25 protein-coding genes and 1 pseudogene are annotated in these 24,054 nt (G+C 64.6%); 13 read left to right on the forward strand and 13 right to left on the reverse strand.

What is annotated here, in order from left to right; translation table 11 throughout:
• Positions 1 to 3: 3 nt before the first annotated feature.
• From metA to recQ, 3 genes are all read left to right on the forward strand, one after another.
• Positions 4 to 1,005 carry a homoserine O-succinyltransferase MetA gene (metA, locus tag AB7245_RS02910; RefSeq protein WP_439033879.1) on the forward strand — a complete coding sequence of 334 codons (1,002 nt, stop codon included), beginning with the start codon at positions 4 to 6 and terminating at the stop codon, positions 1,003 to 1,005.
• Positions 1,006 to 1,111: 106 nt separating this feature from the next.
• Entirely contained in the window at positions 1,112 to 1,855 is a 744-nt protein-coding gene (locus AB7245_RS02915; protein ID WP_439033880.1) for a polysaccharide deacetylase family protein, read from the forward strand.
• A gap of 301 nt (positions 1,856 to 2,156) precedes the next feature.
• Entirely contained in the window at positions 2,157 to 4,022 is a 1,866-nt protein-coding gene (gene recQ / locus AB7245_RS02920; RefSeq protein WP_166346308.1) for a DNA helicase RecQ, read from the forward strand.
• A gap of 104 nt (positions 4,023 to 4,126) precedes the next feature.
• Here the strand turns inward: recQ and AB7245_RS02925 are convergent, their stop codons facing one another.
• The gene (locus tag AB7245_RS02925; protein WP_439035695.1) at positions 4,127 to 5,140 is read right to left on the reverse strand and encodes a 1-aminocyclopropane-1-carboxylate deaminase; all 1,014 of its coding nucleotides are present in this window, start codon (positions 5,138 to 5,140) and stop codon (positions 4,127 to 4,129) included.
• A gap of 163 nt (positions 5,141 to 5,303) precedes the next feature.
• Here AB7245_RS02925 and AB7245_RS02930 point away from each other — a divergent pair, with 163 nt between their 5' ends.
• The 3 genes from AB7245_RS02930 to AB7245_RS02940 all read left to right on the forward strand — a co-directional run bounded on the left by AB7245_RS02930 (position 5,304) and on the right by AB7245_RS02940 (position 7,708).
• Complete coding sequence (locus tag AB7245_RS02930; RefSeq protein WP_038943290.1) at positions 5,304 to 5,768, forward strand: Lrp/AsnC family transcriptional regulator; 465 nt, start codon at positions 5,304 to 5,306, stop codon at positions 5,766 to 5,768.
• A gap of 106 nt (positions 5,769 to 5,874) precedes the next feature.
• The gene (locus AB7245_RS02935) at positions 5,875 to 7,038 is read left to right on the forward strand and encodes a PLP-dependent cysteine synthase family protein (RefSeq protein WP_439033881.1); all 1,164 of its coding nucleotides are present in this window, start codon (positions 5,875 to 5,877) and stop codon (positions 7,036 to 7,038) included.
• Between the two features lie 109 nt (positions 7,039 to 7,147).
• Positions 7,148 to 7,708 carry a carboxymuconolactone decarboxylase family protein gene (locus AB7245_RS02940; RefSeq protein ID WP_028149518.1) on the forward strand — a complete coding sequence of 187 codons (561 nt, stop codon included), beginning with the start codon at positions 7,148 to 7,150 and terminating at the stop codon, positions 7,706 to 7,708.
• A 15-nt stretch (positions 7,709 to 7,723) separates the two neighbouring features.
• Here the strand turns inward: AB7245_RS02940 and AB7245_RS02945 are convergent, their stop codons facing one another.
• Together AB7245_RS02945 and AB7245_RS02950 are read right to left on the reverse strand one after the other, a co-directional pair.
• Entirely contained in the window at positions 7,724 to 7,927 is a 204-nt protein-coding gene (locus tag AB7245_RS02945; protein WP_439033882.1) for a diguanylate cyclase domain-containing protein, read from the reverse strand.
• On the reverse strand, positions 7,924 to 8,220 hold the full coding sequence (locus tag AB7245_RS02950) for a hypothetical protein (RefSeq protein ID WP_247314694.1): 297 nt from the start codon (positions 8,218 to 8,220) through the stop codon (positions 7,924 to 7,926). Before AB7245_RS02950 ends, AB7245_RS02945 begins: the two co-directional genes overlap by 4 nt.
• A gap of 181 nt (positions 8,221 to 8,401) precedes the next feature.
• Here AB7245_RS02950 and AB7245_RS02955 point away from each other — a divergent pair, with 181 nt between their 5' ends.
• On the forward strand, positions 8,402 to 8,650 hold the full coding sequence (locus tag AB7245_RS02955) for a hypothetical protein (RefSeq protein WP_028149515.1): 249 nt from the start codon (positions 8,402 to 8,404) through the stop codon (positions 8,648 to 8,650).
• Between the two features lie 98 nt (positions 8,651 to 8,748).
• Here the strand turns inward: AB7245_RS02955 and AB7245_RS02960 are convergent, their stop codons facing one another.
• Positions 8,749 to 9,684: an alpha/beta hydrolase gene (locus tag AB7245_RS02960; RefSeq protein ID WP_439033883.1), complete on the reverse strand. Its 936-nt coding sequence runs from the start codon at positions 9,682 to 9,684 to the stop codon at positions 8,749 to 8,751.
• A 104-nt stretch (positions 9,685 to 9,788) separates the two neighbouring features.
• On the opposite strand from AB7245_RS02960, the gene AB7245_RS02965 reads away from it, so the two are divergent.
• A complete protein-coding gene (locus AB7245_RS02965) occupies positions 9,789 to 10,676 on the forward strand; it encodes a branched-chain amino acid aminotransferase (protein ID WP_063980556.1) in 888 nt (295 codons plus the stop codon).
• A 21-nt stretch (positions 10,677 to 10,697) separates the two neighbouring features.
• Here the strand turns inward: AB7245_RS02965 and AB7245_RS02970 are convergent, their stop codons facing one another.
• Entirely contained in the window at positions 10,698 to 11,315 is a 618-nt protein-coding gene (locus AB7245_RS02970) for a class I SAM-dependent methyltransferase (RefSeq protein ID WP_063980557.1), read from the reverse strand.
• Between the two features lie 103 nt (positions 11,316 to 11,418).
• Positions 11,419 to 12,018, reverse strand: a complete 600-nt coding sequence (gene phaR / locus AB7245_RS02975; RefSeq protein WP_063980558.1) for a polyhydroxyalkanoate synthesis repressor PhaR — start codon at positions 12,016 to 12,018, stop codon at positions 11,419 to 11,421.
• A gap of 304 nt (positions 12,019 to 12,322) precedes the next feature.
• Here phaR and AB7245_RS02980 point away from each other — a divergent pair, with 304 nt between their 5' ends.
• The 3 genes from AB7245_RS02980 to yddG all read left to right on the forward strand — a co-directional run bounded on the left by AB7245_RS02980 (position 12,323) and on the right by yddG (position 15,443).
• Positions 12,323 to 13,501, forward strand: a complete 1,179-nt coding sequence (locus tag AB7245_RS02980; protein WP_063986017.1) for an acetyl-CoA C-acetyltransferase — start codon at positions 12,323 to 12,325, stop codon at positions 13,499 to 13,501.
• Between the two features lie 246 nt (positions 13,502 to 13,747).
• Positions 13,748 to 14,473, forward strand: a complete 726-nt coding sequence (gene phbB / locus AB7245_RS02985; RefSeq protein WP_028149509.1) for an acetoacetyl-CoA reductase — start codon at positions 13,748 to 13,750, stop codon at positions 14,471 to 14,473.
• A gap of 100 nt (positions 14,474 to 14,573) precedes the next feature.
• The gene (gene yddG / locus AB7245_RS02990; RefSeq protein ID WP_063986018.1) at positions 14,574 to 15,443 is read left to right on the forward strand and encodes an aromatic amino acid exporter YddG; all 870 of its coding nucleotides are present in this window, start codon (positions 14,574 to 14,576) and stop codon (positions 15,441 to 15,443) included.
• A 51-nt stretch (positions 15,444 to 15,494) separates the two neighbouring features.
• Here yddG and AB7245_RS02995 read toward each other — a convergent pair whose 3' ends face one another.
• Both AB7245_RS02995 and gloB read right to left on the reverse strand, forming a co-directional pair.
• Complete coding sequence (locus tag AB7245_RS02995) at positions 15,495 to 15,917, reverse strand: cupin domain-containing protein (protein ID WP_063980559.1); 423 nt, start codon at positions 15,915 to 15,917, stop codon at positions 15,495 to 15,497.
• A 23-nt stretch (positions 15,918 to 15,940) separates the two neighbouring features.
• Entirely contained in the window at positions 15,941 to 16,708 is a 768-nt protein-coding gene (gene gloB / locus AB7245_RS03000) for a hydroxyacylglutathione hydrolase (RefSeq protein WP_063980560.1), read from the reverse strand.
• A 107-nt stretch (positions 16,709 to 16,815) separates the two neighbouring features.
• Here gloB and AB7245_RS03005 point away from each other — a divergent pair, with 107 nt between their 5' ends.
• Positions 16,816 to 17,556 carry a class I SAM-dependent methyltransferase gene (locus AB7245_RS03005; protein ID WP_014490441.1) on the forward strand — a complete coding sequence of 247 codons (741 nt, stop codon included), beginning with the start codon at positions 16,816 to 16,818 and terminating at the stop codon, positions 17,554 to 17,556.
• Positions 17,557 to 17,606: 50 nt separating this feature from the next.
• On the opposite strand, the gene AB7245_RS03010 is transcribed toward AB7245_RS03005, so the two are convergent.
• Together AB7245_RS03010 and prmC are read right to left on the reverse strand one after the other, a co-directional pair.
• Entirely contained in the window at positions 17,607 to 18,401 is a 795-nt protein-coding gene (locus AB7245_RS03010) for a DUF4167 domain-containing protein (protein ID WP_063980561.1), read from the reverse strand.
• A gap of 464 nt (positions 18,402 to 18,865) precedes the next feature.
• The gene (gene prmC, locus AB7245_RS03015) at positions 18,866 to 19,762 is read right to left on the reverse strand and encodes a peptide chain release factor N(5)-glutamine methyltransferase (protein ID WP_187387883.1); all 897 of its coding nucleotides are present in this window, start codon (positions 19,760 to 19,762) and stop codon (positions 18,866 to 18,868) included.
• Between the two features lie 90 nt (positions 19,763 to 19,852).
• On the opposite strand from prmC, the pseudogene AB7245_RS03020 reads away from it, so the two are divergent.
• Positions 19,853 to 20,277: pseudogene (locus tag AB7245_RS03020) on the forward strand (HIT family protein).
• Between the two features lie 135 nt (positions 20,278 to 20,412).
• Here the strand turns inward: AB7245_RS03020 and AB7245_RS03025 are convergent.
• The 3 genes from AB7245_RS03025 to AB7245_RS03035 all read right to left on the reverse strand — a co-directional run bounded on the left by AB7245_RS03025 (position 20,413) and on the right by AB7245_RS03035 (position 24,049).
• Positions 20,413 to 21,354 carry a DUF5996 family protein gene (locus AB7245_RS03025; RefSeq protein WP_063980564.1) on the reverse strand — a complete coding sequence of 314 codons (942 nt, stop codon included), beginning with the start codon at positions 21,352 to 21,354 and terminating at the stop codon, positions 20,413 to 20,415.
• A gap of 155 nt (positions 21,355 to 21,509) precedes the next feature.
• Positions 21,510 to 22,208, reverse strand: coding sequence for an ABC transporter ATP-binding protein (locus tag AB7245_RS03030; RefSeq protein ID WP_063980565.1), 699 nt, complete (start codon positions 22,206 to 22,208; stop codon positions 21,510 to 21,512).
• Positions 22,205 to 24,049, reverse strand: a complete 1,845-nt coding sequence (locus AB7245_RS03035) for a branched-chain amino acid ABC transporter ATP-binding protein/permease (protein ID WP_063980566.1) — start codon at positions 24,047 to 24,049, stop codon at positions 22,205 to 22,207. Before AB7245_RS03035 ends, AB7245_RS03030 begins: the two co-directional genes overlap by 4 nt.
• Positions 24,050 to 24,054: the final 5 nt, after the last annotated feature.

Raw genomic sequence — 24,054 nt, forward strand, 5'->3', positions numbered from 1 at the left:
CCGATGACGATCTTGATCGACAGGGATCAAGGTATATCGAGCCCGGCGCTGGTGCCGGCCGAGGGCGATCTCGCGCGCGACCACGGTCTCGCCGATCTCACGATCGGTCTGATCAACAACATGCCGGATCCGGCGCTGAAGGCGACCGAGCGGCAGTTCATGCGGCTGCTCCAGGCGGCTGCAGGTCCGCGCCGCATCCGTTTCCATTGTTTCTCGCTGCCCTCGGTGAAGCGGTCGCCCGAGGCGAAGTGGCATGTCGAAAGCGAATATTCGGAGCTCAGCGAGCTCAGGCACCACAAGTTCGACGGGTTGATCGTGACCGGCGCCGAGCCGGTCGCGCCCGAGCTCGACCAGGAGCCGTATTGGCGCGACCTCACCGACCTGATCGACTGGGCCAAGGTCAACACGCGCTCGACGATCTGGTCGTGCCTCGCCGCGCATGCGGCGGTGCTGCATCTCGACCGCATCGCGCGGCGGCGGCTCCCGGCTAAATGTCACGGCATTTTCGACTGCGAAGCTGCGACGAACGATCCGCTGACGCGCGCTGCGCCTGCGCCCCTCAAGGTCTCGCATTCCCGCCTGAACGAGATCGCCGAGAGCGACCTCACGCAGGCCGGCTACCAGGTGCTGACCCGTTCGGCAAAGGCCGGCGTCGATATCTTCGTCAGGCAATATGCCAGCCGCTTCGTCTTCTTCCAGGGCCACCCGGAATACGATGCGCTGTCGCTTCAGCGCGAATATCTGCGCGATATCGGCCGCTATCTCGCGCGCGAGCGCGAGGCTTATCCGCACCTGCCCGTGAGCTATTTTGACGCAGCGACCGAAGAGAAGCTCGCCCGCTTCGAGAAGAAGGCGACCCAACAGCGCCACCCCGCGCTCACCAACGAACTGCCTGCGCTGAATCTGCGCGCCGATATCGCCGCCGGCAGCGCCGCGGCGGCGCTTTTCCGCAACTGGCTGCAATGTCTCGGTGCGGAAGCCGATATTTCGGTCCTGGCACGCTAGACGAAGGGCGTTGGTTCCGCGTTAGGATTACCCGGGCGTTAGGCTTGCCTCTACCAGCGCACGAATGTTTCAGTAGAGAAATAGGGAATCGCAGGAAACGCAGTCGGTGTGGTCGGCACTCCAGGGACGCGTGAGCAATCGGCTGGCCCGGCATTTCCGTGCCGCGCCGCACCGGCTGCCTGCGCATGCGCCGATGGTGAGCTTCACGTTTGACGACGCGCCCGATAGCGCCGCAGGCGAGGGCGCCGCGCTTCTGGAGACGCATGGCGGCCGCGGCACCTATTACCTCGCCGGCAGCCTGATCGATCGTCCGTCGGATCACTGGCACGGCCTGTCGAACGACGCGATCGTGCGGCTTCACCGGGCCGGTCACGAGATTGCTTGCCATACCTTTTCGCACCAGAGCTCGGCCGATCTCGACGAGGCCGCCATGGCGCGCGAGATCGAGCGTAACCGCAGCCATTTCCACACCATCGATTCCTCGATCGTGCTGGAGAACTTCGCCTACCCCTATGGAATCGCCTCTGTCTGGCGCAAGCCGCAGCTTGCAAAGGCCTTTCGCTCGGCGCGCGGCATCCTTCCCGGCGTCAATCGCGACGTCATCGACCTCCAGTTCCTGCGCGCCTCGCCTCTGGTCGATCGCGAGATCGATATTGCTGGCGTCGATCGCTATTTCGACGAGGCGGTGGCGAGCGGCGGATGGCTGATCTTCTACGGCCACGACGTCGCCGACGCGCCAAGCCCCTACGGCTGCACGCCGCACCTGATGCGCCATGCGCTGGAGGCGGCCGGGAAGCGCGACATGCCGATCGTGACGGTGGCGGAAGCGCTGCGACGAATCGGGGCGTAGCTTCTTCTTCCTTCTCCCCTTGCGGGAGAAGGTGGCATAGGCGGCCTTCGGCCGCCGTTCCTAGGAACGCCGAAGCAAAGCTTCGGCTATGGCGCCGGATGAGGGGTATGTCTCCACAGAGCAAGCTTTACCGAATCCGTGGATAGATACCCCTCACCCGTCTCGCGCTACGCGGCGATCCACCCTCTCCCGCAAGGGGAGAGGGGAAGAGTCCTGCCTGCCATCCAAACAGTCTTGCCATGCCCGCGCGGTCATGCGACTGGCCTTGTGACGAATCCTACGGCCTTGTACCGACACACCCATGTCCGCACCTTCCACCGCCCCGCTGCCTGCGCCGGCCAACGGCCGCGACGCGCTGTCGGTGCTGCATTCGGTGTTCGGCTTGCCGGGGTTCCGCGGCGCGCAAGGCGAGATCATCCGGCACGTCACGGATGGCGGCAATTGCCTGGTATTGATGCCGACCGGCGGCGGCAAGTCGCTGTGCTATCAATTGCCGTCACTGCTGCGCGAAGGCTGCGGTATCGTGGTGTCGCCGCTGATCGCGCTGATGCGCGACCAGGTCGCCGGCCTGCTCGAGGCCGGGGTCAATGCCGCCGCGCTGAACTCGTCGCTGACGCTGCAGGAAGCTTCCGACATCGAGCGCCGCCTGATCGCGGGCGATCTCGACCTGCTCTATGTCGCGCCGGAACGCCTGGTGACGCCGCGCTGCCTGTCGCTGCTGGCGCAGGCGAAGGTCGCGCTGTTCGCGATCGACGAGGCGCATTGCGTCTCGCAATGGGGCCATGACTTCCGCCCCGAATATGTCGGCCTCTCCATCATCGCCGAACGCTTTCCGAACGTTCCGCGCATCGCGCTGACCGCGACCGCCGACGAGCTGACGCGCAAGGAGATCGTCGAGCGCCTTCGGCTCGCCGACAGCCCGCAATTCGTCTCCAGCTTCGATCGCCCGAATATCCGCTACGAGATCGTCGACAAGCGCAACGCAGTGTCGCAGCTGAAAGAATTCATCCGGGAGCGGCATGCGGGCGACGCCGGCGTGGTCTATTGCCTGTCGCGCAATCGCGTCGAGGAGGTTGCCGCCGCGCTCGACGACGCCGGCATTGCGGCGCTGCCCTATCACGCCGGGCTCGACAGCAGCATACGCTCGCGCAACCAGGACCGGTTCCTCAACGAGGACGGCATCGTCATCGTCGCGACCATCGCCTTCGGCATGGGCATCGACAAGCCCGACGTCCGCTTCGTCGCCCATCTCGATCTGCCCAAGAGCATCGAGGCCTATTATCAGGAGACGGGGCGCGCCGGTCGCGACGGCAAGCCGTCGGCGGCCTGGATGGCCTATGGTCTCTCCGACATCGTGCAGCAGCGCCGCATGATCGACGAGTCCAGCGGTTCTGACGATTTCAAGCGGGTGTCGATCGGCAAGCTCGACGCACTGGTCGGCCTCGCCGAGACCGCGCAGTGCCGGCGCAAGCGGCTGCTCGCCTATTTCGGCGAGGCCGAGACGGCGAACAATTGCGGCAATTGCGACAACTGCCTGACGCCGCCCAAGATGCGCGACGGCAAGGTGCTGGCGCAGAAGCTGTTGTCCTGCGCCTATCGCACCGGGCAGCGTTTCGGTGCGATGCAGCTGATCGACGTCCTGATTGGCCGCCTCACCGAAAAGGTGACGCAGTTCGGACACGACAAATTGTCCGTGTTCGGCATTGGGCGCGAGCTGAACGAGAAGCAGTGGCGGACCGTGCTGCGGCAGCTGGTGGCGATGGGGCATTTGTACAGCGACAGCGAGGCGTTCGGCGCGCTGAAACTGACGGAGAGCGCGCGCGGTGTGCTACGCGGCGAGACCGAGGTCTGGCTGCGCGAGGAAGCACCGGGCACGCGTGTTCGCGCGAGCCGGACAAAATCGCGCCGTGGTGACCTCGCGCCTGCGGCCAACGCGCCGCAGGGCGATGTCGATCCCGAATTGCGGGCGCGGCTGAGGTCCTGGCGTTCGGACATCGCGCGCGAACGGGGCGTGCCGGCCTATGTCGTGCTGCACGATGCGACCATCGACGGCATCGTCCGGGCGTGGCCGACGACGCTGGACGAGCTCCGCAACGTGCCCGGCATCGGCGACAAGAAGCTCGAGCATTACGGCGACGAGCTGCTCCAGATCGTCAAGACGCGGTAGGGCATCCTGACCCGTAGCCCGGATGGAGCGAAGCGCAATCCGGGGAAGTCTTTCCGTATTGTACAAGTCCCGGATTACGCTTCGCTCCATCCGGGCTACAGACCTCAGCCGTTCCGGAACGCGTACCCATACCCGTTGAGCGCCGGCGCGCCGCCGAGATGGGCGTAGAGAATCTTTGCGCCCTTCTCGAAATGGCCCTTTTGGGTCAGGTCGATGAGGCCTTGCATCGATTTGCCCTCATAGACGGGGTCGGTGATCATCGCCTCTAACCGTGCGGTGAGGCGGATCGCTTCCTTGGTCTCTTCCGACGGCACGCCATAGGCGGGATAGGCGTATTCCTCGATCAGCACGACGTCGTCTTCGACGATATCCTTGCCGAGCTCGACGAGCTTGGCGGTGTTCTGCGCGATCGAGAGCACCTGCGCTTTCGTTTGCGCCGGCGTGAACGAGGCGTCGATGCCGATCACCTTCCGCGCGCGGCCGTCGGCGGCGAAGCCGACCAGCATGCCGGCATGGGTCGAGCCGGTGACGGTGCAGACCACGATGTAGTCGAACTTGAAGCCGAGCTCGGCTTCCTGCTTGCGCACTTCCTCGGCGAAGCCGACATAGCCGAGGCCGCCGAATTTGTGCACGGAGGCACCGGCGGGAATCGCGTAGGGCTTGCCGCCCGCCGCCTTCACCTCCTCGATCGCCTGCTCCCAGCTCTTGCGGATGCCGATGTCGAAGCCGTCATCCACCAGGCGCACGTCGGCGCCCATGATGCGCGACAGCATGATGTTGCCGACGCGGTCATAGACGGCGTCCTCGTGCGGGACCCAGGCTTCCTGCACCAGGCGGCACTTCATGCCGATCTTGGCGGCGACCGCCGCGATCATGCGGGTGTGGTTGGACTGCACGCCACCGATCGAGACCAGCGTGTCCGCGTTCGAGGCGATCGCGTCCGGGATGATATATTCGAGCTTGCGCAGCTTGTTGCCGCCATAGGCGAGGCCGGAATTGCAGTCCTCGCGCTTGGCATAGATCTCGACATTGCCGCCGAGATGCTTTGACAGCCGTTCCAGCTTCTCGATGGGCGTCGGGCCGAAGGTCAGCGGATAGCGCGCGAATTTGTCCAGCATCATTGGGTCATCCCGATTGGCGTTGAATTGGCTCTAGCGCCTAGCACTGCCGTGGACAAATGTGCTTTCAAATATTGCGCAACAACTTCCACAAAGCTTGCGCTCTGGCGTCGAATAGATCTACTTTCTTCCGAACTGAAGCCAAAGATCGAAAGCTTCTTCCATGGCTGCCCGACTCGATCGCACCGACCTTAAAATGTTGAGATTGCTGCAAAATAACGGCCGGCTGAGCAACGCCGAGCTGGCCGAAACCGTCGCCATCAGCCCCGCCACCTGCCATCGCCGCACCCAGCGCCTGTTCGAGGACGGCTTCATCGCCGCGGTCCGCGCCATGGTTGCGCCGAAGAAGGTGGCGAAGGGCACGCTGGTGATGGTCGGCGTCGTGCTCGACCGCTCGACCCCGGAGAGTTTTGCCACCTTCGAGCAAGCGATCACCCGGCTGAAATGCGTGCTCGACTGCCACCTCGTCGCCGGCGACTTCGACTATTTCCTCAAGATCCGCGTCGGCGACATGGAGGATTTCAACCGCATCCACGGCGAACAGCTGATCGCGCTGCCCGGCGTGCGCCAGACCCGGACCTTCTTCGTGATGAAGGAGGTCGTCGACAACGCGCCGCTGGAGTTTTGAGCCATAGCGTTTTCCAGCGAAGTGGAAACCGGTTCGCGTCATAAAACGCGTCAAAACAAAATCCAGTGCACTTGATGCGCGATCCGCATCATGGGAGATTCGTTCGATGCAGACATTCTCCTTCCGCCACCTCAATCCGGCCGGGCCGGCCTATCGGCGCGGTTGGGTGGACGAGGCCGTCGCCGCGATCGAGGCCGACCAGTGCCGCACGGCCGACACGCATCTGATCCGGCTGATCGTGCCGGCGCTATCAGGCATCGACATCTATCTGAAGGATGAGTCCACGCATCCGACCGGCAGCCTGAAGCACCGCCTTGCGCGCTCGCTGTTCCTCTACGCGCTCTGCAACGGGCACATCCGCGAAGGCACGCCTGTGGTCGAGGCCTCGTCGGGATCGACGGCGGTGTCGGAAGCCTATTTCGCGCAGATGATCGGCGTGCCCTTCTACGCCGTGATGCCGCGCACGACCTCGGCGGAGAAGATCGCCGCGATCGAGCATTATGGCGGCAACTGCCATCTGATCGACGACGGCCGCGCGCTCTACGCGGAAGCCGCCGCGCTCGCTACCCGGCTGAACGGCCACTACATGGACCAGTTCACCTTTGCCGAGCGCGCCACCGATTGGCGCGGCAACAACAACATCGCCGAATCGATCTTCACGCAATTGCAGGGCGAGCCGCGTCCGATTCCCGACTGGATCGTCATGGGTGCCGGCACCGGCGGCACCTCGGCCACCATCGGACGGTACTTGCGTTATCGCCAGTATCCGACACGGCTGTGCGTCGCCGACGTGGAGCATTCCGCCTTCTTCGATTGCTTCCGCACGCAGGACCGCTCTCACGTTTGCGAACGCCCATCGCTGATCGAGGGCGTCGGCCGGCCGCGCTGCGAACCCTCCTTCGTCCCCGGCGTGGTCGACCGCATGATGAAGATCCCAGATGCGGCAACGATCGCGGCGATGAACGTGCTGTCGCGCCGGCTGCGCCGCGCGGTCGGCGGCTCCACCGGCACTAACTTCCTGGCACTGTGCCGCCTCGCCTCGGAGATGCGACAGGCGAACGTATCAGGGTCGCTGGTGACGCTGATCTGCGATTCCGGCGAGCGCTACCGGCAGACCTATTACGAGCCCGAATGGCTGAAGGGGCGCGGCCTCGATCCTGGGCCGTTCGAGGCGGCCCTGTCGTCGTTCCTCACGACGGGTGAGCCACTGACGCTCGATGTCGACGACGTCGCAAATCCGCAGATCGTACCAAGCCCCGAGGCATCCTAGCCGACGTTTTCCTGCCACTTCCAAAATGGCACGATCGTCACGGCAACTTCACTTGCCTTGCACGCACACGCGGGTGAGCTTCGCCTCTTCTCAACGAGGAGATCATGCCGTGCGCCTTCCCATTCTCGATCCGAAAGATCTGACCGACGAACAGAAGCCGCTCTATGACGACATGCGAGCCGGCATCAAGGACCACTTCAAGGGCTTCGTGAACATGCGCGACGACGGCGCGCTGCTGGGGCCGTGGAATCCCTGGATCCGCGAGCCGCGCTTCGGCAAGCCGGTGTGGGAGCTGGTCAAGGCAATCGCGTCGAACCCGCTGCTGCCGGCGCCGGTGCGCGAGGTCGCGATCCTCGTCACCGGCTCGCATTTCCGCTCCGGCTACGAGCTCTATGCTCATGTGCTCGTTGCCGAGCAGCGCGGCCTCTCCGACGAGAAGCTCGCGACCATCGTCGCGGGCCAGCGGCCGGTCGATCTCACCAAGCAGGAGGCCGTCGCCTACGACGTTGCGTCCGCGTTGGTCAGCGGCGGCGTGCTGCCGGAATTGACCTGGCGCGCCGCGGTGAAGGAGTTCGGCGAGCACGGCGCGGCCGAGCTGTCCTATCTCGTCGGCGTCTACTGCATGGTCTCGGTCACGCTCAACACGTTTGACGTGCCGGTGCCGGAGTAGACGCTGCTTCGACGATCACTCCGCCGCCTTGCTTACAGGCGGCGGGGGCGCCCAGGCGATGCAGCGATTGCGGCCTTCGGCCTTGGCCTGGTAGAGCGCATGATCGGCCGCGCCCATCGGCGCGTCGATGCCGGAAATGCTGACGGTGGCTGCCGCCATGCCGATGCTCATGGTGAGGCCGAACTGAACCTTGTCGGCAAAGACCTGCGCGCTCGTCACGCGCTTGCGGACGCCGCCGGCAAACCGCTCGGCAGCGTCGTGCCTCTGCGTACCGCCAGCGCTTCGAATGCGGCCGACAATGATGTGTTGCCGAAGCCGAGCCCGAGCGTGACGGCGGGGATGGTCGCATAGATCGTGCGAAGATCGAGGTAGATGTTGGGGACATCGGGCTTTGCCGGCGCGTCGTCCTCATCGTCGGCAGCGAAGGCAGTGCCTGCCGAGATCGTCAGACAAAGCAGTCCCATCGCGACAGCGCGCGAAGCCTGGCGATGCGATGGGTTGTGATGGGACACGTGACAATCCGACGCGTGGCGATTTGATGACGGAACCGTTGTTGGATGGAACGTGATCGCTCGGGTGGTCAAGCGGTATCCGTAAGCGATGGACGGCACGGATGTGCGCGGCTACCCTGCCGTGATCGCACTGACACACGCGCCGGCCGGAGTGCGGGCCGGACATTGGAAGGACACAGCCATGAACACGTCACGCCGCATCCTGCTCACTGGTCTGGCGGGCCTCGCTGTCGCTCCGACCGCGGTGGCGGCTAGCGTACCGTCGGCCGAGCCTGGTGACGTGACGGTCGCTGAAGAGCGATTCGCGCGCACGATTGCCGCCGCCCATGCCCCTGACGTCACCTGCGCACGGCAGGCCGAACGCTATGCGGATGCGCATTGGCTGGAATATGTCGTGGCGGCGCGGGCCGTGCTCGGCGCGCGCGCGTGATGCTTTCTTCCCTTCTCCCCCAGTGGGAGAAGGTGGCGCGAAGCGCCGCTACGCGGCGATCCACCCTCTCCCACAGGGGGAGAGGGTAAGAAAGCGCCTCATTTCTCCACCGCCCGCCGAACCTGTTCGCCGATCTGCGACAGCACGAGCTGCGCCTGCGGCAGGATCGCGCCCATGGCATGGAAATTGTGGACCATGCCGTCATGGCAGACGTGCTCGACCGCGACGCCCGCGGCGAGCAGCTTGCGCGCATAGGCATTGCCCTCGTCGCGCATCGGATCGAATTCGGCGGTGTGGATGATCGCGGTCGGCAGGCCTGCAAGCCGCGTCGCGCGCAAGGGCGAGATGCGGGGATCGGCGGTGTCGATGCCATCAGGCAGATAATCGGCGAGATCGGCTTCGATGGTGGCGCGATCGATCAGATGGCCTTCGGCGAATGCCTCGCGCGAAGGCGAGGTCTCCTCGAAATCCAGCACCGGGCAGATCAGGCATTGCGCGACGATCGAGAGGCCGGCGGTCTGCATCGCTTCCTGGCACACGATCGCAGCGAGCGTGGCGCCGGCGGAATCGCCGCCGACCACCAGCCGTTCGGCGTCGATGCCCAGCGACGAAGCTTGCCGCGCGACCCACTCCGTGGCCGCGATCGCATCAATGACGGCAGCAGGAAATTTGTGCTCAGGCGCGAGCCGGTAATCGACCGAGACGAGGCGACAGCCGGTTACATGCGCCAGCGCCGCCGCGATGCGGTCATGGGTCGCAATGCTGCCGGCCACGAGCCCGCCGCCATGAAAGAACACAAAGCCCGGCGCGTGGTCGCCGGCTGATGCGGGCGAATAAAGGCGATAGGGCAGCTCTCCGCCGGGACCCGGAAACGTGCCGTCGGCGGTGGTCACATCCGGCGCATCAGTGCGTGCAAACTGCATCAGCTTGGCCAGCGACTGCCGCCGTGCCTCGACGCTCGGCCGGCTCCGCCCCTGCGGGGCGGCCGCAGCCATCATGGTCAACAAACGCCTTGCAAGCGGATCGAGCGGCATGGATCCTTCTCCCCTCGTCGGAGAGGGTAACGCACCATATCCCAGCAGGGAATCATTTAGACATTGGGACAATAGTGCCCGGATATTTCCAAGGGAGGCCGGTCATGGCCGAGATCAAGAAACCGATCGAATATTCGCCGAGCTGGACCTTCTTCGAGGGCAAATGGCACGACGGCAACGTGCCGATCATGGGCCCGCGCACGCATGCGGCCTGGCTCGGCTCGGTCGTGTTCGACGGTGCGCGCGCGTTCGAGGGCGTCGCGCCCGACCTCGACCGTCACGTCGCCCGCGCCAATCAATCCGCGATCAATTTTGGTCTGAAGCCGGTGGTCGACACCGGCACCTGGCTGTTGCTCGCACACGAAGGCATCGCGCGCTTCACCGCGAATGCCGAGCTGTACGTCCGTCCGATGTACTGGGCGCAGAACGGTTCGGGCGGCGGCGTGCTGTTCGACCCCGAGACGACCAATTGGTGCCTGTGCATCTACGAGGCGCCGATGCCGAAACCCGTCGGCAACGCCATCACGCTATCGCCGTTCCGCAGGCCCACCGCCGAATGCGCGCCGGTCGAGGCCAAGGCCGCCTGTCTCTATCCGAACAATTCGCGCGCGCTCGCGGAAGCCGCCGGACGCGGCTTCCAGAACGCGCTGATGCTCGACATGCTCGGCAATGTCGCGGAGTTCGGCAATTCCAACGTGTTCATGGCCAAGGACGGCGTGGTCTACACGCCGGTCCCGAACGGCACGTTCCTGAACGGCATCACGCGCCAGCGCGTCATCAGCCTGCTGCGCGGCGACGGCGTTACCGTGGTCGAGAAGACGCTGCGCTATGCCGACTTCCTCGCTGCCGACGAGATCTTCTCGACCGGCAATTTCGCCAAGGTCGCCCCCGTCATCCGCATCGACGATCGCGAACTGAAGCCGGGCCCGCTCTACACCAAAGCGCGCAAGCTCTATTGGGACTTTGCGCATGCGGTGAAGCTGGCGGCGTAGGGCGCCGCACTTTCCTTCGTCCTAGCCGCGTCGCTTAAACCGGCTGAACTGAAACGCCTGGGTCGACTTCCACGGCGTGTGGTGCGTCTCGCTCCGCGTCTCGATCAGCTCGAACTCCGGCCCAAGCTCCGCAGCAAGGCTCGCGCTATCGTGCCGCTGCACCGGAAGGCCGCTGCATTTCTCCGGGCCATCAAGCGCAAATGTCGCGATGATGGCGTGGCCGCCGGGCGTAATCGCCGACCGCAGGCGCTCGACGTAAGCGGCCCTGTCGCGCGGATCGGTCAGGAAGTGAAATGCCGCGCGATCGTGCCAGACGTTGTAGCTGCGCCCCGGCCGCCATGTCGTGGCGTCGGCAACGATCCAGTCGACTGCTGAGGCCGCCCGGCCGATTCGTTTCTTCGCCGCTTCAAGCGCGTTGGCGGAGAGATCGAGCACGGCGAGGTCGCGGTATCCGTCCCGCAGGAGAGCGTCCACCAGCCGCGAAGCACCGCCGCCGATGTCGATGATGGCGGCGCCATGGTCAGGACGGGCCGAACGGATCATCTCGAGGGAGATCGCTGGGCTGTCCTGAAACCAGCTTACCTCGGCCTCGCCCTTGGTGGCGTAGACGTTGTCCCAGTGGGTGCTGCGGTCGGACATGGCGGCTCCGGCCTGGCCGGGACGACAGCGCGCACGTCGCGCCGTTACGAACCGGCGGCCCGCGCGCCCGCCGCAGGTGGACGCGCCGGCACGAACGAAATCCCTACTCGTCCTTCTTCGACATCCGCTCGAGGCGTTCCTGCATGTCCTTCATCTGCTGACGCAGGTCGTCGATGTTGCTGCTGTCCGTCGGCGCCGCAGCGCTTGCGTCGGCCTCCGGTTCGGGGCTGGTCGCCGGACGGCCCGCGTTGGGGGCAAACGGCTTGAACATCGAGAAGGTCTGCTGGAACAGCTCCATGTTGCGGCGGACCTGTTCTTCCAACGGAGCAAAAGGAGTGCCGGAGAGCGAGTTGGCGATCTGCTTGCGGAACTTCTCCTGCTCCTGGGTCAGCGTCGCGATCGACTGCTCCAGATATTTCGGCACCACCATCTGCATGCTGTCGCCGTAGAAGCGGATGAGCTGGCGCAGGAAGGTGGTCGGCAGCAGGTTCTGGCCGGCCTTGTTCTCCTGCTCGAAGATGATCTGGGCGAGCACGGAGCGGGTGATGTCGTCGCCGGTCTTGGCGTCGTAGACCAGGAAATCCTCTCCGTCCTTGACCATGGCGGCGAGGTCTTCGAGCGTCACGTAGGTGCTCGTTCCGGTGTTATAGAGCCGGCGGTTCGCGTATTTCTTGATGGTGGTGGGTTGGTCTGATTTCGCCATGGGCTCTCACTTGCAAGCGCGGAGAACGGGAACCCGGCGGATAATGCCGCAGGGCGGGAAGAGTACGCAACGCAACAAAATAAGCATTTTCAAAGGGGTCACGCTACCGTTTTGTGCGCCACGGTTAATCGGGCAGCAAAAACGTGCTTGCGAAAGCGCCAAGAACGCTATTTTGAATGCGTTGCGGCATGAATTCGGTCGCCGGCCGATTGACATGCCTCAACGACGTTAACAGGATGCCATTCGAGACTGGCGAGCCGTTTCCCCAGCCCCGCCTGCCCCCTTTCAACACCAGGAGATGCCCATGTCAGACGATGTCGTCATCGTCAGCGCCGCCCGCACCCCGGTCGGAAGCTTCAACGGAGCGTTCGCGACCCTTCCCGCCCATGACCTCGGCGCCATCGCCATCAAGGCCGCGCTGGAGCGTGGTGGCATCGAGCCTGGCCGGGTCTCCGAAGTCATCATGGGTCAGATCCTGACCGCGGCTCAGGGTCAGAACCCGGCCCGCCAGGCCTCGATTGCCGCCGGCATTCCGGTGGAGAGCCCGGCTTGGGGCGTCAACCAGCTTTGCGGCTCGGGCCTGCGCACCGTCGCGCTCGGCTACCAGGCGCTGCTCAACGGCGATTCCGAGATCGTGGTCGCCGGCGGCCAGGAATCCATGAGCATGGCTCCGCACGCCCAGTATCTGCGCGGCGGCGTCAAGATGGGCCCGGTCGAGTTCGTCGACACCATGATCAAGGACGGCCTGTGGGATGCCTTCAACGGCTATCACATGGGGAATACGGCCGAGAACGTCGCGCGCCAGTGGCAGATTACCCGCGCCCAGCAGGACGAATTCGCGGTCCACTCGCAGCAGAAGGCCGAGGCGGCGCAGAAGGCCGGCAAGTTCAACGACGAGATCGTTCCCGTCACCATCAAGACCCGCAAGGGCGACATCGTCGTCAGCGCCGACGAATATCCGCGTCATGGCGCAACGCTCGACGGGATGGCGAAGCTCAAGCCCGCCTTCGAGAAGGAAGGCACGGTCACCGCGGGTTCGGCCTCCGGCATCAACGACGGCGCCGCTGCTGTTGTGCTGATGACGGCGAAGCAGGCCGCCAAGGAAGGCAAGAAGCCGATCGCGCGCATCGTGTCCTGGGCGCAGGCCGGCGTCGATCCGAAGATCATGGGCTCGGGCCCGATCCCGGCCTCGCGCGCCGCGCTGAAGAAGGCTGGCTGGAGCGTCGGCGATCTCGACCTGATCGAGGCCAACGAGGCCTTCGCGGCGCAGGCCTGCGCCGTCAACAAGGATCTCGGCTGGGACACCTCGAAGGTCAACGTCAACGGCGGTGCGATCGCGATCGGCCATCCGGTCGGCGCTTCCGGCGCACGCGTGCTGGTGACGCTGCTGCACGAGATGCAGAAGCGCGATTCGAAGAAGGGCCTCGCCACGCTGTGCATCGGCGGCGGCATGGGTATCGCGATGTGCCTGGCGCGCGACTGAAGCTGACATCTAACTTACGTGTCACTTGCGCGTGCGCTGCACACATAGATGAGTGCATCGCACGCGACTAAAAAGGCGGCGGTTGCAAATCAAATATTCTTCGCAACAGCGCCAGCCTCGACTAAATACAAACGCCCGGCTCGACGCCGGGCGTTTTGTTCTTGATGTCCGTCAAACCAACCGCATAATCCGCATCTAAAACGATCACTCAGAAACGTCCGCAGAGTCCAAGGGAAGGAATACGATATGGCACGTGTTGCACTGGTGACGGGTGGTACGCGGGGCATCGGAGCTGCGATCAGCAAGGCGCTGAAAGCGGCCGGCTACAAGGTCGCGGCGAGCTATGCCGGCAATGATGCGGCGGCGGAGAAGTTCAAGGCCGAGACCGGCATCGCCGTCTACAAATGGGACGTCAGCAATTTCGATGCCTGCGCCGAAGGCGTGAAGAAGGTCGAGGCCGAGCTCGGCCCCGTCGACGTGCTCGTCAACAACGCCGGCATCACCCGCGACACCGCCTTCCACAAGATGACGCTCGAGCAGTGGAACGCCGTCATCAACACCAATCTCGGCTCGCTGTTCAACATGACGCGCCAGGTCATCGAGGGCATGCGCGCGCGCAAGTTCGGCCGCGTCATCTCGATCTCGTCGATCAACGGCCAGAAGGGGCAGTTCGGCCAGGTCAACTATTCTGCAGCAAAGGCCGGCGACATCGGCTTCACCAAGGCGCTCGCGATCGAGAACGCCAAGGGCGGCATTACCGTCAACGCGATCGCACCGGGCTACATCAACACCGAGATGGTGCAGGCGGTGCCGAAGGACGTGCTGGAGAAGAATGTCATTCCGCAGATCCCGGTCAATCGTCTTGGCGAACCGGAGGAGATCGCCCGCGCGGTGGTGTTCCTCGCCGCCGACGAGGCCGGCTTCATCACCGGCTCGACGCTGACCATCAATGGCGGCCAGTATCACGCCTGATATGGCGTCAAGCCTGTAGATTCAGGCGCGACAAGGCGATAGTGAAGACGAAATGCCCGGCCTCGTGCCGGGCATCATCGTCCTCAGGGCCTTTCGATTGATGACCCCGCGCACAGCCACACTGATCGGATTGACCGCGATCCTGATGTGGTCGCTGCTATCCGTGATGACGGTGGCGACCGGAAAGATTCCGGCGTTCCAGCTCGCCGCCATGACGTTCGCGATCGGCGGTCTCGTCGGCCTCCTCACCTGGGTCGGCCGTGGCGATGCGGCGAGGAGCTTGCGTCAGCCGCTGGTCGTGTGGGTCGTCGGCGTCGGTGGCCTGTTCGGCTATCACGCACTGTATTTCCTGGCGCTGCGCTTTGCGCCGCCGGCCGAAGCCGGTCTTTTGAATTACATGTGGCCGCTCCTGATCGTGCTGTTCTCGTCGTTCCTGCCGGGCGAGCGGCTTGCGGTGCATCACATCATTGGTGCCGTGCTCGGCCTCGTCGGCACCGTGCTGCTGTTCGCCGGGAGCACCTCCGGCTTCGCGCCGGGCCAGCTGCCGGGATTGATTGCGGCGTTCATCGCGGCGTTCGTCTGGGCGGCCTATTCGGTGTTGTCGCGGCGATTGAAGGCGGTGCCGACCGATGCGGTCGCGGGCTTCTGCCTTGCCACCGCCGCGCTTGCCGCGCTGATGCATGGTCTGCTTGAAACCACGGTGTGGCCGGAGACGACGCTGCAATGGCTCTCCGTGGCCGCTCTCGGCATCGGCCCCGTCGGCGCCGCGTTCTACGCCTGGGACATCGGTATGAAGCGCGGCGACATCCGCGTGCTCGGCGCCGCATCCTATGCGACGCCGCTGCTCTCGACCGGATTCCTCATCGCCGCCGGTTTTGCAAAAGCCAGCGCGAACATCGCCATCGCCGCGATCCTGATCGCCGGCGGCGGCCTGATCGCGGCGAAGGATATGGTGCTGCGGAAGCGGTGACAGTTGTTGTCGGGCTCGCTGCCATGCGGCGCCAGGGAATGACAGTGCGCCTTACGGCTCCCAGTCCTTCGGCGCGAGCTCGAATTTTGCGAACTCGAATGCGGGCGCCACGGTGCAACCGACCAGCGTCCACTCTCCCATGCTCTCCGCCGTCTGCCAGGCATTCGCCGGCACGATTCCCTGCGGCCGTTCGCCGCTCACAAGGTCCGTGCCGAGCCGCACCTCGTGTTGCGAGCAGCCTTCATGCGCGATGCGCAGCGTCAGCGGGCTGCCGGCGTAGTAGTGCCAGGTCTCCACGGCGTCGATGCGATGCCAATGCGAGCGTTCGCCGCGCGCGAGCAGGAAATAAATGAGGGTCGAGCGCGACCGGCCGTTAGGGTCCGTGGTCTGGTCGCGAAACGTCTCGCGGTAGTGGCCGCCTTCGGGATGCGGGCGGAGTTCGAGGCGTGCGATGATCTCGGCTGCGGTCGGCATCGATCCCCGTCAGGATTTCTTCTTCAGGATTTGTTCTTGCGCTCGCGCAGTTCGCCAAACACCGCGGCAGCGTCCGCGCCCTTCATGTGTAGCCTGGTTGCGACCGATGGTTCATCAGCACGCAGGAACACGTTTGCTCGCTTCTCGTCACCAAGCAGTGATGGAATGGTTGGCCTATTCTCGGCCCGCAGCTTCGCCACTTCCGCTGCGCGTGCCTGGAGCGCCACATTGTCGGGGTCGATGGTGAGCGCGAACTTGACGTTGGACGCGGTGTATTCGTGCCCGCAATAGAGCTTGAAGTCGTCAGGCAGCGCCCGCAGCTTCAGAAGCGAGTCCCACATCATCGGGTAGTCGCCTTCGAACACGCGGCCGCAGCCGATCGAGAACAACGTGTCGGCCGCGAACAGCGTCTTCTCATTGTCGAACACGTAGGAGATGTGGTCGAGCGTGTGGCCGGGCGTCTCCAGAACGCGCCCCAGCAAGCTGCCGACCTTGACGATGTCGGCATTGGCGACGCGCAGGTCGACGTTGGCGATCTCAGTCGTCTTGTCATGCGGCGCGACGACGCGGCAATTGTATTTCTGCTTGAGTTCGGCGACCCCGCCGACATGATCGCCATGATGATGGGTGATCAGGATGTCGGTGAGCTGCCAGCCCTCGCGCTCAAGCGCCTTCAGGATGGGGCCGGCCTCCGGCGCGTCGATCGACGCCGTCGCCTTGGTTTCCACATCGTGGATCAGATAACCGAAATTGTCGTTTAAACAGGTGAAAGTACGAATTTCGGCGGCCATGTCATCTCCATCGCGCTCAGCCCCGCAGACAAATATGGCGTTAACGTTGCGCAGGCAATGCAATATTCCGGGCGCGGGAGCCGCCTCGTGCATGTTACATTGCCGTCATGACCATTGATGTCGTCGACCTCCGCGAGTTCTACTCCCGTCGCCTCGGGATTGTGGCGCGGCAAATGATCAATCGCGGCATCAGGGAGCGCTGGCCGACCGCCGCGGGCCAGCGTGTGCTCGGCATCGGCTATCCCACCCCTTATCTCGGCCTGTTCCGCGAGGACGCGGAGCGCTGCATCGCCTTCATGCCGTCGGCGCAGGGCGTCTTGAAATGGCCGACGGGCCGGCCGGCGCTGGCCTCGCTGGTCGATGAATTCTCGCTGCCGCTTCCTGACGCCGCGGTCGACCGGATCCTGCTAATTCATGCGCTGGAGATGTCGGACGATCCGGCCGCGCTCTTGCGCGAGGTGTGGCGGGTGCTGTCGCCCTCCGGCCGCGTGATCGCGGTGATCCCGAACCGGCGCGGGGTATGGACCCGCACCGACAGCACGCCGTTCGGTCACGGCCGGCCCTATTCGCGCTCGCAGATCACCGACCTGTTGCGCCAGACCTGGTTCACGCCGACCGCCTGGGGCGAGGCGCTGTTCATGCCGCCCTATGCCGGCGGCTGGGTGCTGAAATCGGCGCAGGTGTGGGAGCGTGCGGGCGCGGCGCTGTCGCTGCCCTTTGCCGGCGTGCACATTGTCGAGGCGACCAAGCAGGTCTATCGCGCGATCCCCGCCAAGCGCGAGCGCGCGCGGCTGATTCCCTCGTTGAAGCCGGTGCTGGTGCCGTCCTCGACGGTGACGCGCACTTGAAAACAAATCGTCCCGGCGCGAGGCCGGGACGATTGCAGATCAGAAGAAGCTTACTCGCCGGAGGCGACTTCGTCGCTGGAGCCGGCCGGAGCCGCCTCGCGCTCGGGGCGCGGGCCGTGCGGCCGGCGGCGCCGCCGCGGAAAGCGTTCGCCGCCACCGCCGCCTTCCAGGCCGCCCTGACCGCCATTCGCGGCACTATTCACTTGCGGCTGTGCGCCGGTGATGAAGGAGGGCAGGCGATCGACGCTGCCGGCGTCGGCAACGACGGGCTGCGGCTGGTTCAGCGGCAGCGGCTGCGGCTGATATTGCGGCTGCGCACGATGGTCGCGTTCGCGATGTTCGCGGGGCTGCTGGTTGTCGCGCTGATAGGGCTGCTGGCCGTCACGCGGCTGATGATCACGCTGGTGATCGCGCTGGCCGTCGCGGTCGCGCATGAAGGGCTGTTGCTGCTGCGGCGGCTGCGGGACGAAGCCCGGCTCCTGGCCGAAATTCGAGAAATTCTCGCCGTCGTCCTCGCTGTCGTCGCCGCTGTTGCTGACGGGCTCGTCGCCGCGCGGCTGCTGGTTCTGGCGGAACTGTTCCTGGGCTGCCGCGATCAGGCGGAAATAATGCTCGGCGTGCTGGTAGTAGTTCTCGGCGGCGACCGGGTCGCCGGAAGAGCGCGCATCGCGCGCGAGCTGAAGATATTTTTCGGCGATGTGCGAAGCCGTGCCGCGGATCTTGATGTCGGGTCCGTTCGATTCGTAAACCCGGGTCATCGGGTTCTGGCCGCGCCGGTTGTTGTTGTTGTTATTATTATTGTTATTGCGGTTGCGCATCCGCTGCTTGTTCTGACCGTTTCTCATGTCCTGCCTTTAATTCCAGCCCTAAAGGTTGCACGCATTACTGATTGCTCGGAGTGACCTGATGACAGCGGTTCACATCTCTCATGCGCACCGCGCGCAAGAGCGGCTTGAACCCTGCCGATGTCCGTCGACCGTCGCGTTCAACAAAGACGCGTTCCCCACCCGCCAGCATCCATTGCCAGCGAACCCATTCATATCGCCTGCCGAAACAAGCCCAGCTTTGTTGCGTAAGTCTTCAAGCGCAATATCAGGCTTTCGTTCACTTTGCGGTCGGAGAGCAGCGCAGCTCCAATGGCCATCGCGCTCAACAGGACCTGCGGCTTGGAACCTTTAAATCAGTAAAGCTCTCGCCCGAGAGCCCGGCTTTTGCCCGTAGGTCTACGGGGCCGGCACCGATGTGTTGACCGGAACGTAGTCGTTCCCAAGGGATATTCCAAGAGGTTTTTTGCAACCCAATCCGGCTTTTATGGGGGCATTTTTCGGGCCGAAACCGCCCGCGGGATGCCCGCCAAATCGGCCTTGGGCGGCCTGTCCACAGACAACGCGGCGGCCGTCATCAAGGTTTCAATATCGCGGGCCTGCCCTTGCCCCGCCTCGACGATCAACGCCCCGCCGGGGGCGAGCCGCTCGGCCGCCTGCGGGATCAGGGCGCGGTAGGCGTCATAGCCGTCATTGCCGCCGTCGAGCGCCAGATGCGGATCGTGCTCGCGCACATCGAGGCTCAGTTTCGGAATTTCCCCTGAGGGAATATAGGGCGGATTCGACACGATGAGATCGAACGGGCCGCGCAGCGCCGCCGCATAGGAGCAGGCGACGAAGCCGGAACGATCGGCGAGGCCCAGTGCTGCGGCATTGCTCCGCGCGGTGTCGAGCGCGGAGAGGCTGAGATCGGTTCCGACACCGAAGGCATCGGGAATTTCGTGCAGCAGCGCGAGCAGGATCGCGCCGGATCCAGTGCCGATATCCGCGATTCGCGGGCGCTGCCCCGATATCGCGGCCTCCCGAAAGATTTCCAGTGCCAGTTCGACCACGGTCTCGGTGTCCGGCCGCGGCACCAGCGTCGCTTCGGACAGTTGGAACGGCAGGCCCCAGAATTCGCGCGCGCCGAGAATGCGGGCGACCGGCTCATGCGCGAGCCGGCGCTGCGCATAGGCTTCGAGCCGCGCGGCCTCTTCGGGCGTGAGCTGGCGCGCCGCCTGCGTGACGATGCCGGTCAAATCAAGCCTCAGCGCGGCTCCGACGAGCAGGCGCGCGTCGAGGGCGGGCTCTTCGATGCCGGCCGATTGCAGCCGCGCCGCAAGCGCGCGCCGCGCACTCTCGATGCTGTGTCCGGAATCGAAACCTGTCGCCAATGGAGCCATCCTGCCTGGTATCGTGGATAGATCGGCGGCATTGCTTGCGTCAACGGAAAGGAGCGCGTCTGATCGCATCTCGCAGCCAGCGAGGGATCCATGGCGGCTTACGACGATCAGAACGTCTTCGCAAAGATCCTGCGCGGCGAGATTCCCTGCTTCGAGGTTTTCAGCGACGACCGCAGCCTCGCCTTCCTCGACATCATGCCGCGCTCGCCCGGACACACGCTGGTCATCCCCCGGGCGCCGGCGCGTGGCATCCTCGACATCGCGGATGACGATCTCGCCGCGGTCGCCCGAACCGGCAAACGGATCGCGATTGCAGCGATGAAGGCGTTGACGCCGAGGGTATCATCCTGCAGCAGTTCAGTGAACCGGCGAGCGGGCAGGTGGTCTTCCACCTGCACATGCACGTCATGCCGGTCAGGGCCGGAATCGAGCTGCTGCCGGCGCAGACGCGCAAGGAAGACATGGCCGTGCTCGCGGCTCACGCCAAGCGGATGATTGCGGCGCTTGGCAGTTGATCGAGATAGCGCTGCAGCAAGACCGTAGGACGGGTAGAGCTGTTGCGAAACCCATCATCGAGACAAACTCGAAATCGACTGGCGCAGCTTCGCTCCACCGAAACTGCGAGCCAGCGATCTTTCATCGAACCTTCATCAGTTCCTGTTCAGCGGGCGGGGTCGAAGGGGAGAGCCAATCGGACATTCGAGCGCGGCACGATCCCAGCGCCCGACATCAGCTGCTGCCTGATAGGTGGTTTGCAGAAACGCCATGAGCGTGGCCTCTGGCTCGCTGGATTTTCGCACAAGGTCGTAGGGCAGGAGATATTCGCCGAGCTTCCGATCGAAGTATGCGCCCGCCGGCATGACCTGTCCGTCAGCAAAGCCATTCGGGGTGGGGTAGGCATAGGAGTAGAAAGCCGCAAAGTCTGTGCCACCTCCGCCCGGCCAAAAGCCGGCGGACGAGACCTCATCGCTATAGGCCTCGCGTGTCACGACGTCCGGCAAACCCGGGACGCCACCCGGGTGAAGCGGAGCGGAACGCCCAGAGAAGCGCGTCACCGCGAGATCGAAGCTGCCCCAGAAGAGATGGACCGGACTGACTTTCCCGATGAATCCCGTCCGAAACCGATAGAACACTCCGCTGATCGCGACGAGGGCGCGGAAGAACCGCGTCACGGCGTCTGCGTCATAGGGCCTGATCTGGCGGTCCTCCGTGAACGGGATCGGATCCGGGACCTCACTGGGCCGACCGTCAAATTCTGGTGTTCCGCCGAGATGTTCTACCAAATCACAGAACCGGGCGTGAAATTCGGCGACGGACATTCGCCCGAGCGGCATTTCCGCCCTGCGCCCATCAGCTGCTTCTCCGATCAGGACGTGACGGGAGAGATCGAAGACGATCTCGATACCTGATGCGTCTGGAATCAGCGAAGTCGTGAGCCCGCGTGCATTCACGTAGAAGGTCGCGTGCCAGGAATGGTTGACCCACGGCGTTCTCGCGAGCCGATACTTGCCGACAATCTGGCAATACAGATGAAGCGCGGAACAGGTTTCGCGCCATGCCTCGAAGGGAATCTCCGGCCAGATCGCGCTCATAGCGTCTCCTCCCTCAGGTTCGGTTCGGCTTGGCAAGACCTCACCTCGGCTAAAGGCGACCCTGTGTCCGCTTTGGGCCCAAGGCGACATTCCGGGGGCGAGGCCGCATGCTGCGCCCTCGAAAGCAGATATCCCGGAGTTTAGGGGGACTCGACCTAGACGCCAAGGTATCGCTGCAGCAGCTCCGGCTGGACCTTGAGCTCCTGCGCCGGTCCCTCGTGCACGATGTGGCCGTTGTTGATGATGTAGATCCGCGTCGCCAGCGCCAGCGTCGCTGCCAGATTCTGCTCGACCAGCACGATGGTCTGGCCGGCGGCCGCGAGCTCGCGGCAGGCCTTGACCAGATCGTGGACGATGACGGGCGCGAGCCCCTCGAACGGCTCGTCCAGCAGCACGATCTTGGGATCGCGCACCAGCGCCCGGGCGATCGCGAGCATCTGCTGTTCGCCGCCGGAGAGCTCGGTGCCGCGGTTGTTGCGCCGCTCCTTCAGCCGCGGAAACATCTCGTAGACGCGCTCGAGCGGCCAGCGCTTCGGTGCGGTGATCCCGGCGAGGACGATGTTCTCCTCCACCGACAAGCTGCCGAAGATCCGGCGCTCCTCGTGCACGAGCTGCATGCCGGCCTGCGCGATTCTGTGGCTCTTGCGTCCGGCGATATCGATGCCGTCGAACTTCACGCTGCCGCTGCGGGGCGTCACGACGCCCATCAGGCTCTTGAGCGTCGTGCTCTTGCCGGCGCCGTTCCTCCCGAGCAGCGCCACCACCTCGTGCCGCTCGACGCGCATGGCGACGTCGAACAGGATGTGGGAGTCCCCGTAGTAGCTGTTCAGGCCGTTGACCTCGATCAGGCTCATGCGGCGATCTCTCCGTGAACGCCGCCGAGATAGGCTTCCTGCACCGCGGCGTTGGTCCTGATTTCCTCCGGTGTGCCGTCCAGCAGCACCTTGCCCTCCTGGAGCACCGTCACGCGCTCGACCAGCTCGAACAGCGAATCCATGTCGTGGTCGATGATGATCATGGTGCGCCCGCGCGCGATCGATTTGAGCAGCTTGACGGTCTCGACCCGTTCGCGCGGGCTCATGCCCGCGAGCGGCTCGTCGAGCAGCAGCAGGCGCGGCGAGGTGGCGAGCGCAAGCCCGATCTCCAGCCGGCGCTTCTCGCCATAGGCGAGCTCGGATACCGGCGTATCGGCGCGGCGGGTCAAATTGACCAGGGCAAGCGTGTGCTCGACCTGCTCCGTCAGGCCCTTCACGCCCGAGAGCTTGCGGAACAGGTCGAGCCGAAATTTGCCGCGCAGCTCGGCGAGTGCTGCGATCGTCAGGTTCTGCCGCACCGTGAGGCCCGTGAAGAGCTGGTTGACTTGGTAGCTCTTGGTGAGTCCGAGCTGGCAAACCTCGGTGACCTTCAATCCCGTGATGTCGCGGCCCTCGAACACGATCCGGCCGGAGGTCGGCGCGATCTCGCAGGTCAGCATCTTGAAGAAGGTCGATTTGCCGGCGCCGTTGGGCCCGATGATGCCGCGCAGCTCGCCCTGATTGACGCTGAAATCGATGTCGCTGTTGGCGACGAGACCGCCATAGCGCTTGGTCAGGCCGGTGGCTTTCAGGATCGGCCCGGAATAGGCGGGATGCGCGACCTCCCTGGCCTGCATCGGTGCAGGCGGAGCTTGCTGTGGCGTCTCGATCTCGGCCTCCACCTCCGTCTCCGCAGCCTTCCGCGCTCGCTTGCCGGACACGAGGCCGTAGAGATCGACGAGGCCGCCCACAATGCCGCCGCGCAGGAAGCAGACCAGCACCACGAACACGACGCCCAGCACGAGCTTCCAGGCCGCCCCGAGGCCCAGCGCGGACTGGAGGAAATCCTGAAGGAAGAGCCAAACTGTTGCGCCGACCAGCGGTCCGAACAGCGTGCCGCGGCCGCCAATGGCGGTCTGCATCACGAGCTGGCCCGAGGTGTCGAAAGTGAAGGCGTCAGGCGGCATGAAGGCCTGCAATACGCCGAGCAGGCCGCCGGCGAAGCCCGCATAGGCCGCAGCGATCACGAAGGCGGTCAACTTGTAGCCGTGGATGTTGTGGCCGACGGCGGTGGCGCGCAGCGGATTGTCCCGGATCGCGCTGAAGATGGCGCCGACCGGCGAGCGGACGATCCTGAGCGCGATGATGACGCCGATGAAGTAGCACAGCGCGATGAACTGATAGAGCGACCAGCCATTGGTGAAGTGGATGGTGGTGAAACCGAGATTGAAGCTCGGTGTCGGCACGCCCGGCAGGCCGTTCTCGCCGCCGGTGAAATCCGAGAGCGGATTGAACTCGACGAAGAAGAACACCTCCGCGATCGCCACCGTGATCATGGCGAAATAGATGCCGGTGCGGCGCAGCGCGATCAGGCCGATCAGGTAGCCGGTCGCCGCCGCCGCGATCATGCCGATGATCAGCGCGCCCAGCACGTTGCCGAAGCCCGCGCGGGTCAGGAGGTAGGCCGCGACAAAGCCGCCGGTGCCGTAGAAGGCGGACTGGCCGAACGACAGCAGGCCGGTGAATCCGAACAGGATGTCGAAGCCGAGACCGAACAGGCCCCAGACCAGAATCCGGTTCACGGTGTTCGGGGCGAAGCCGAGATGAGGCAGCACGAAAGGGGCTGCGATCAAACCGATCGCGGTCAGGGTCTCGATCAGGAACGGGCGTTGCTTGAGCATCAGGA

The organism is Bradyrhizobium sp. 604_D8_N2_3 (genome assembly GCF_051810765.1).
Classification (GTDB): domain Bacteria; phylum Pseudomonadota; class Alphaproteobacteria; order Rhizobiales; family Xanthobacteraceae; genus Bradyrhizobium; species Bradyrhizobium barranii.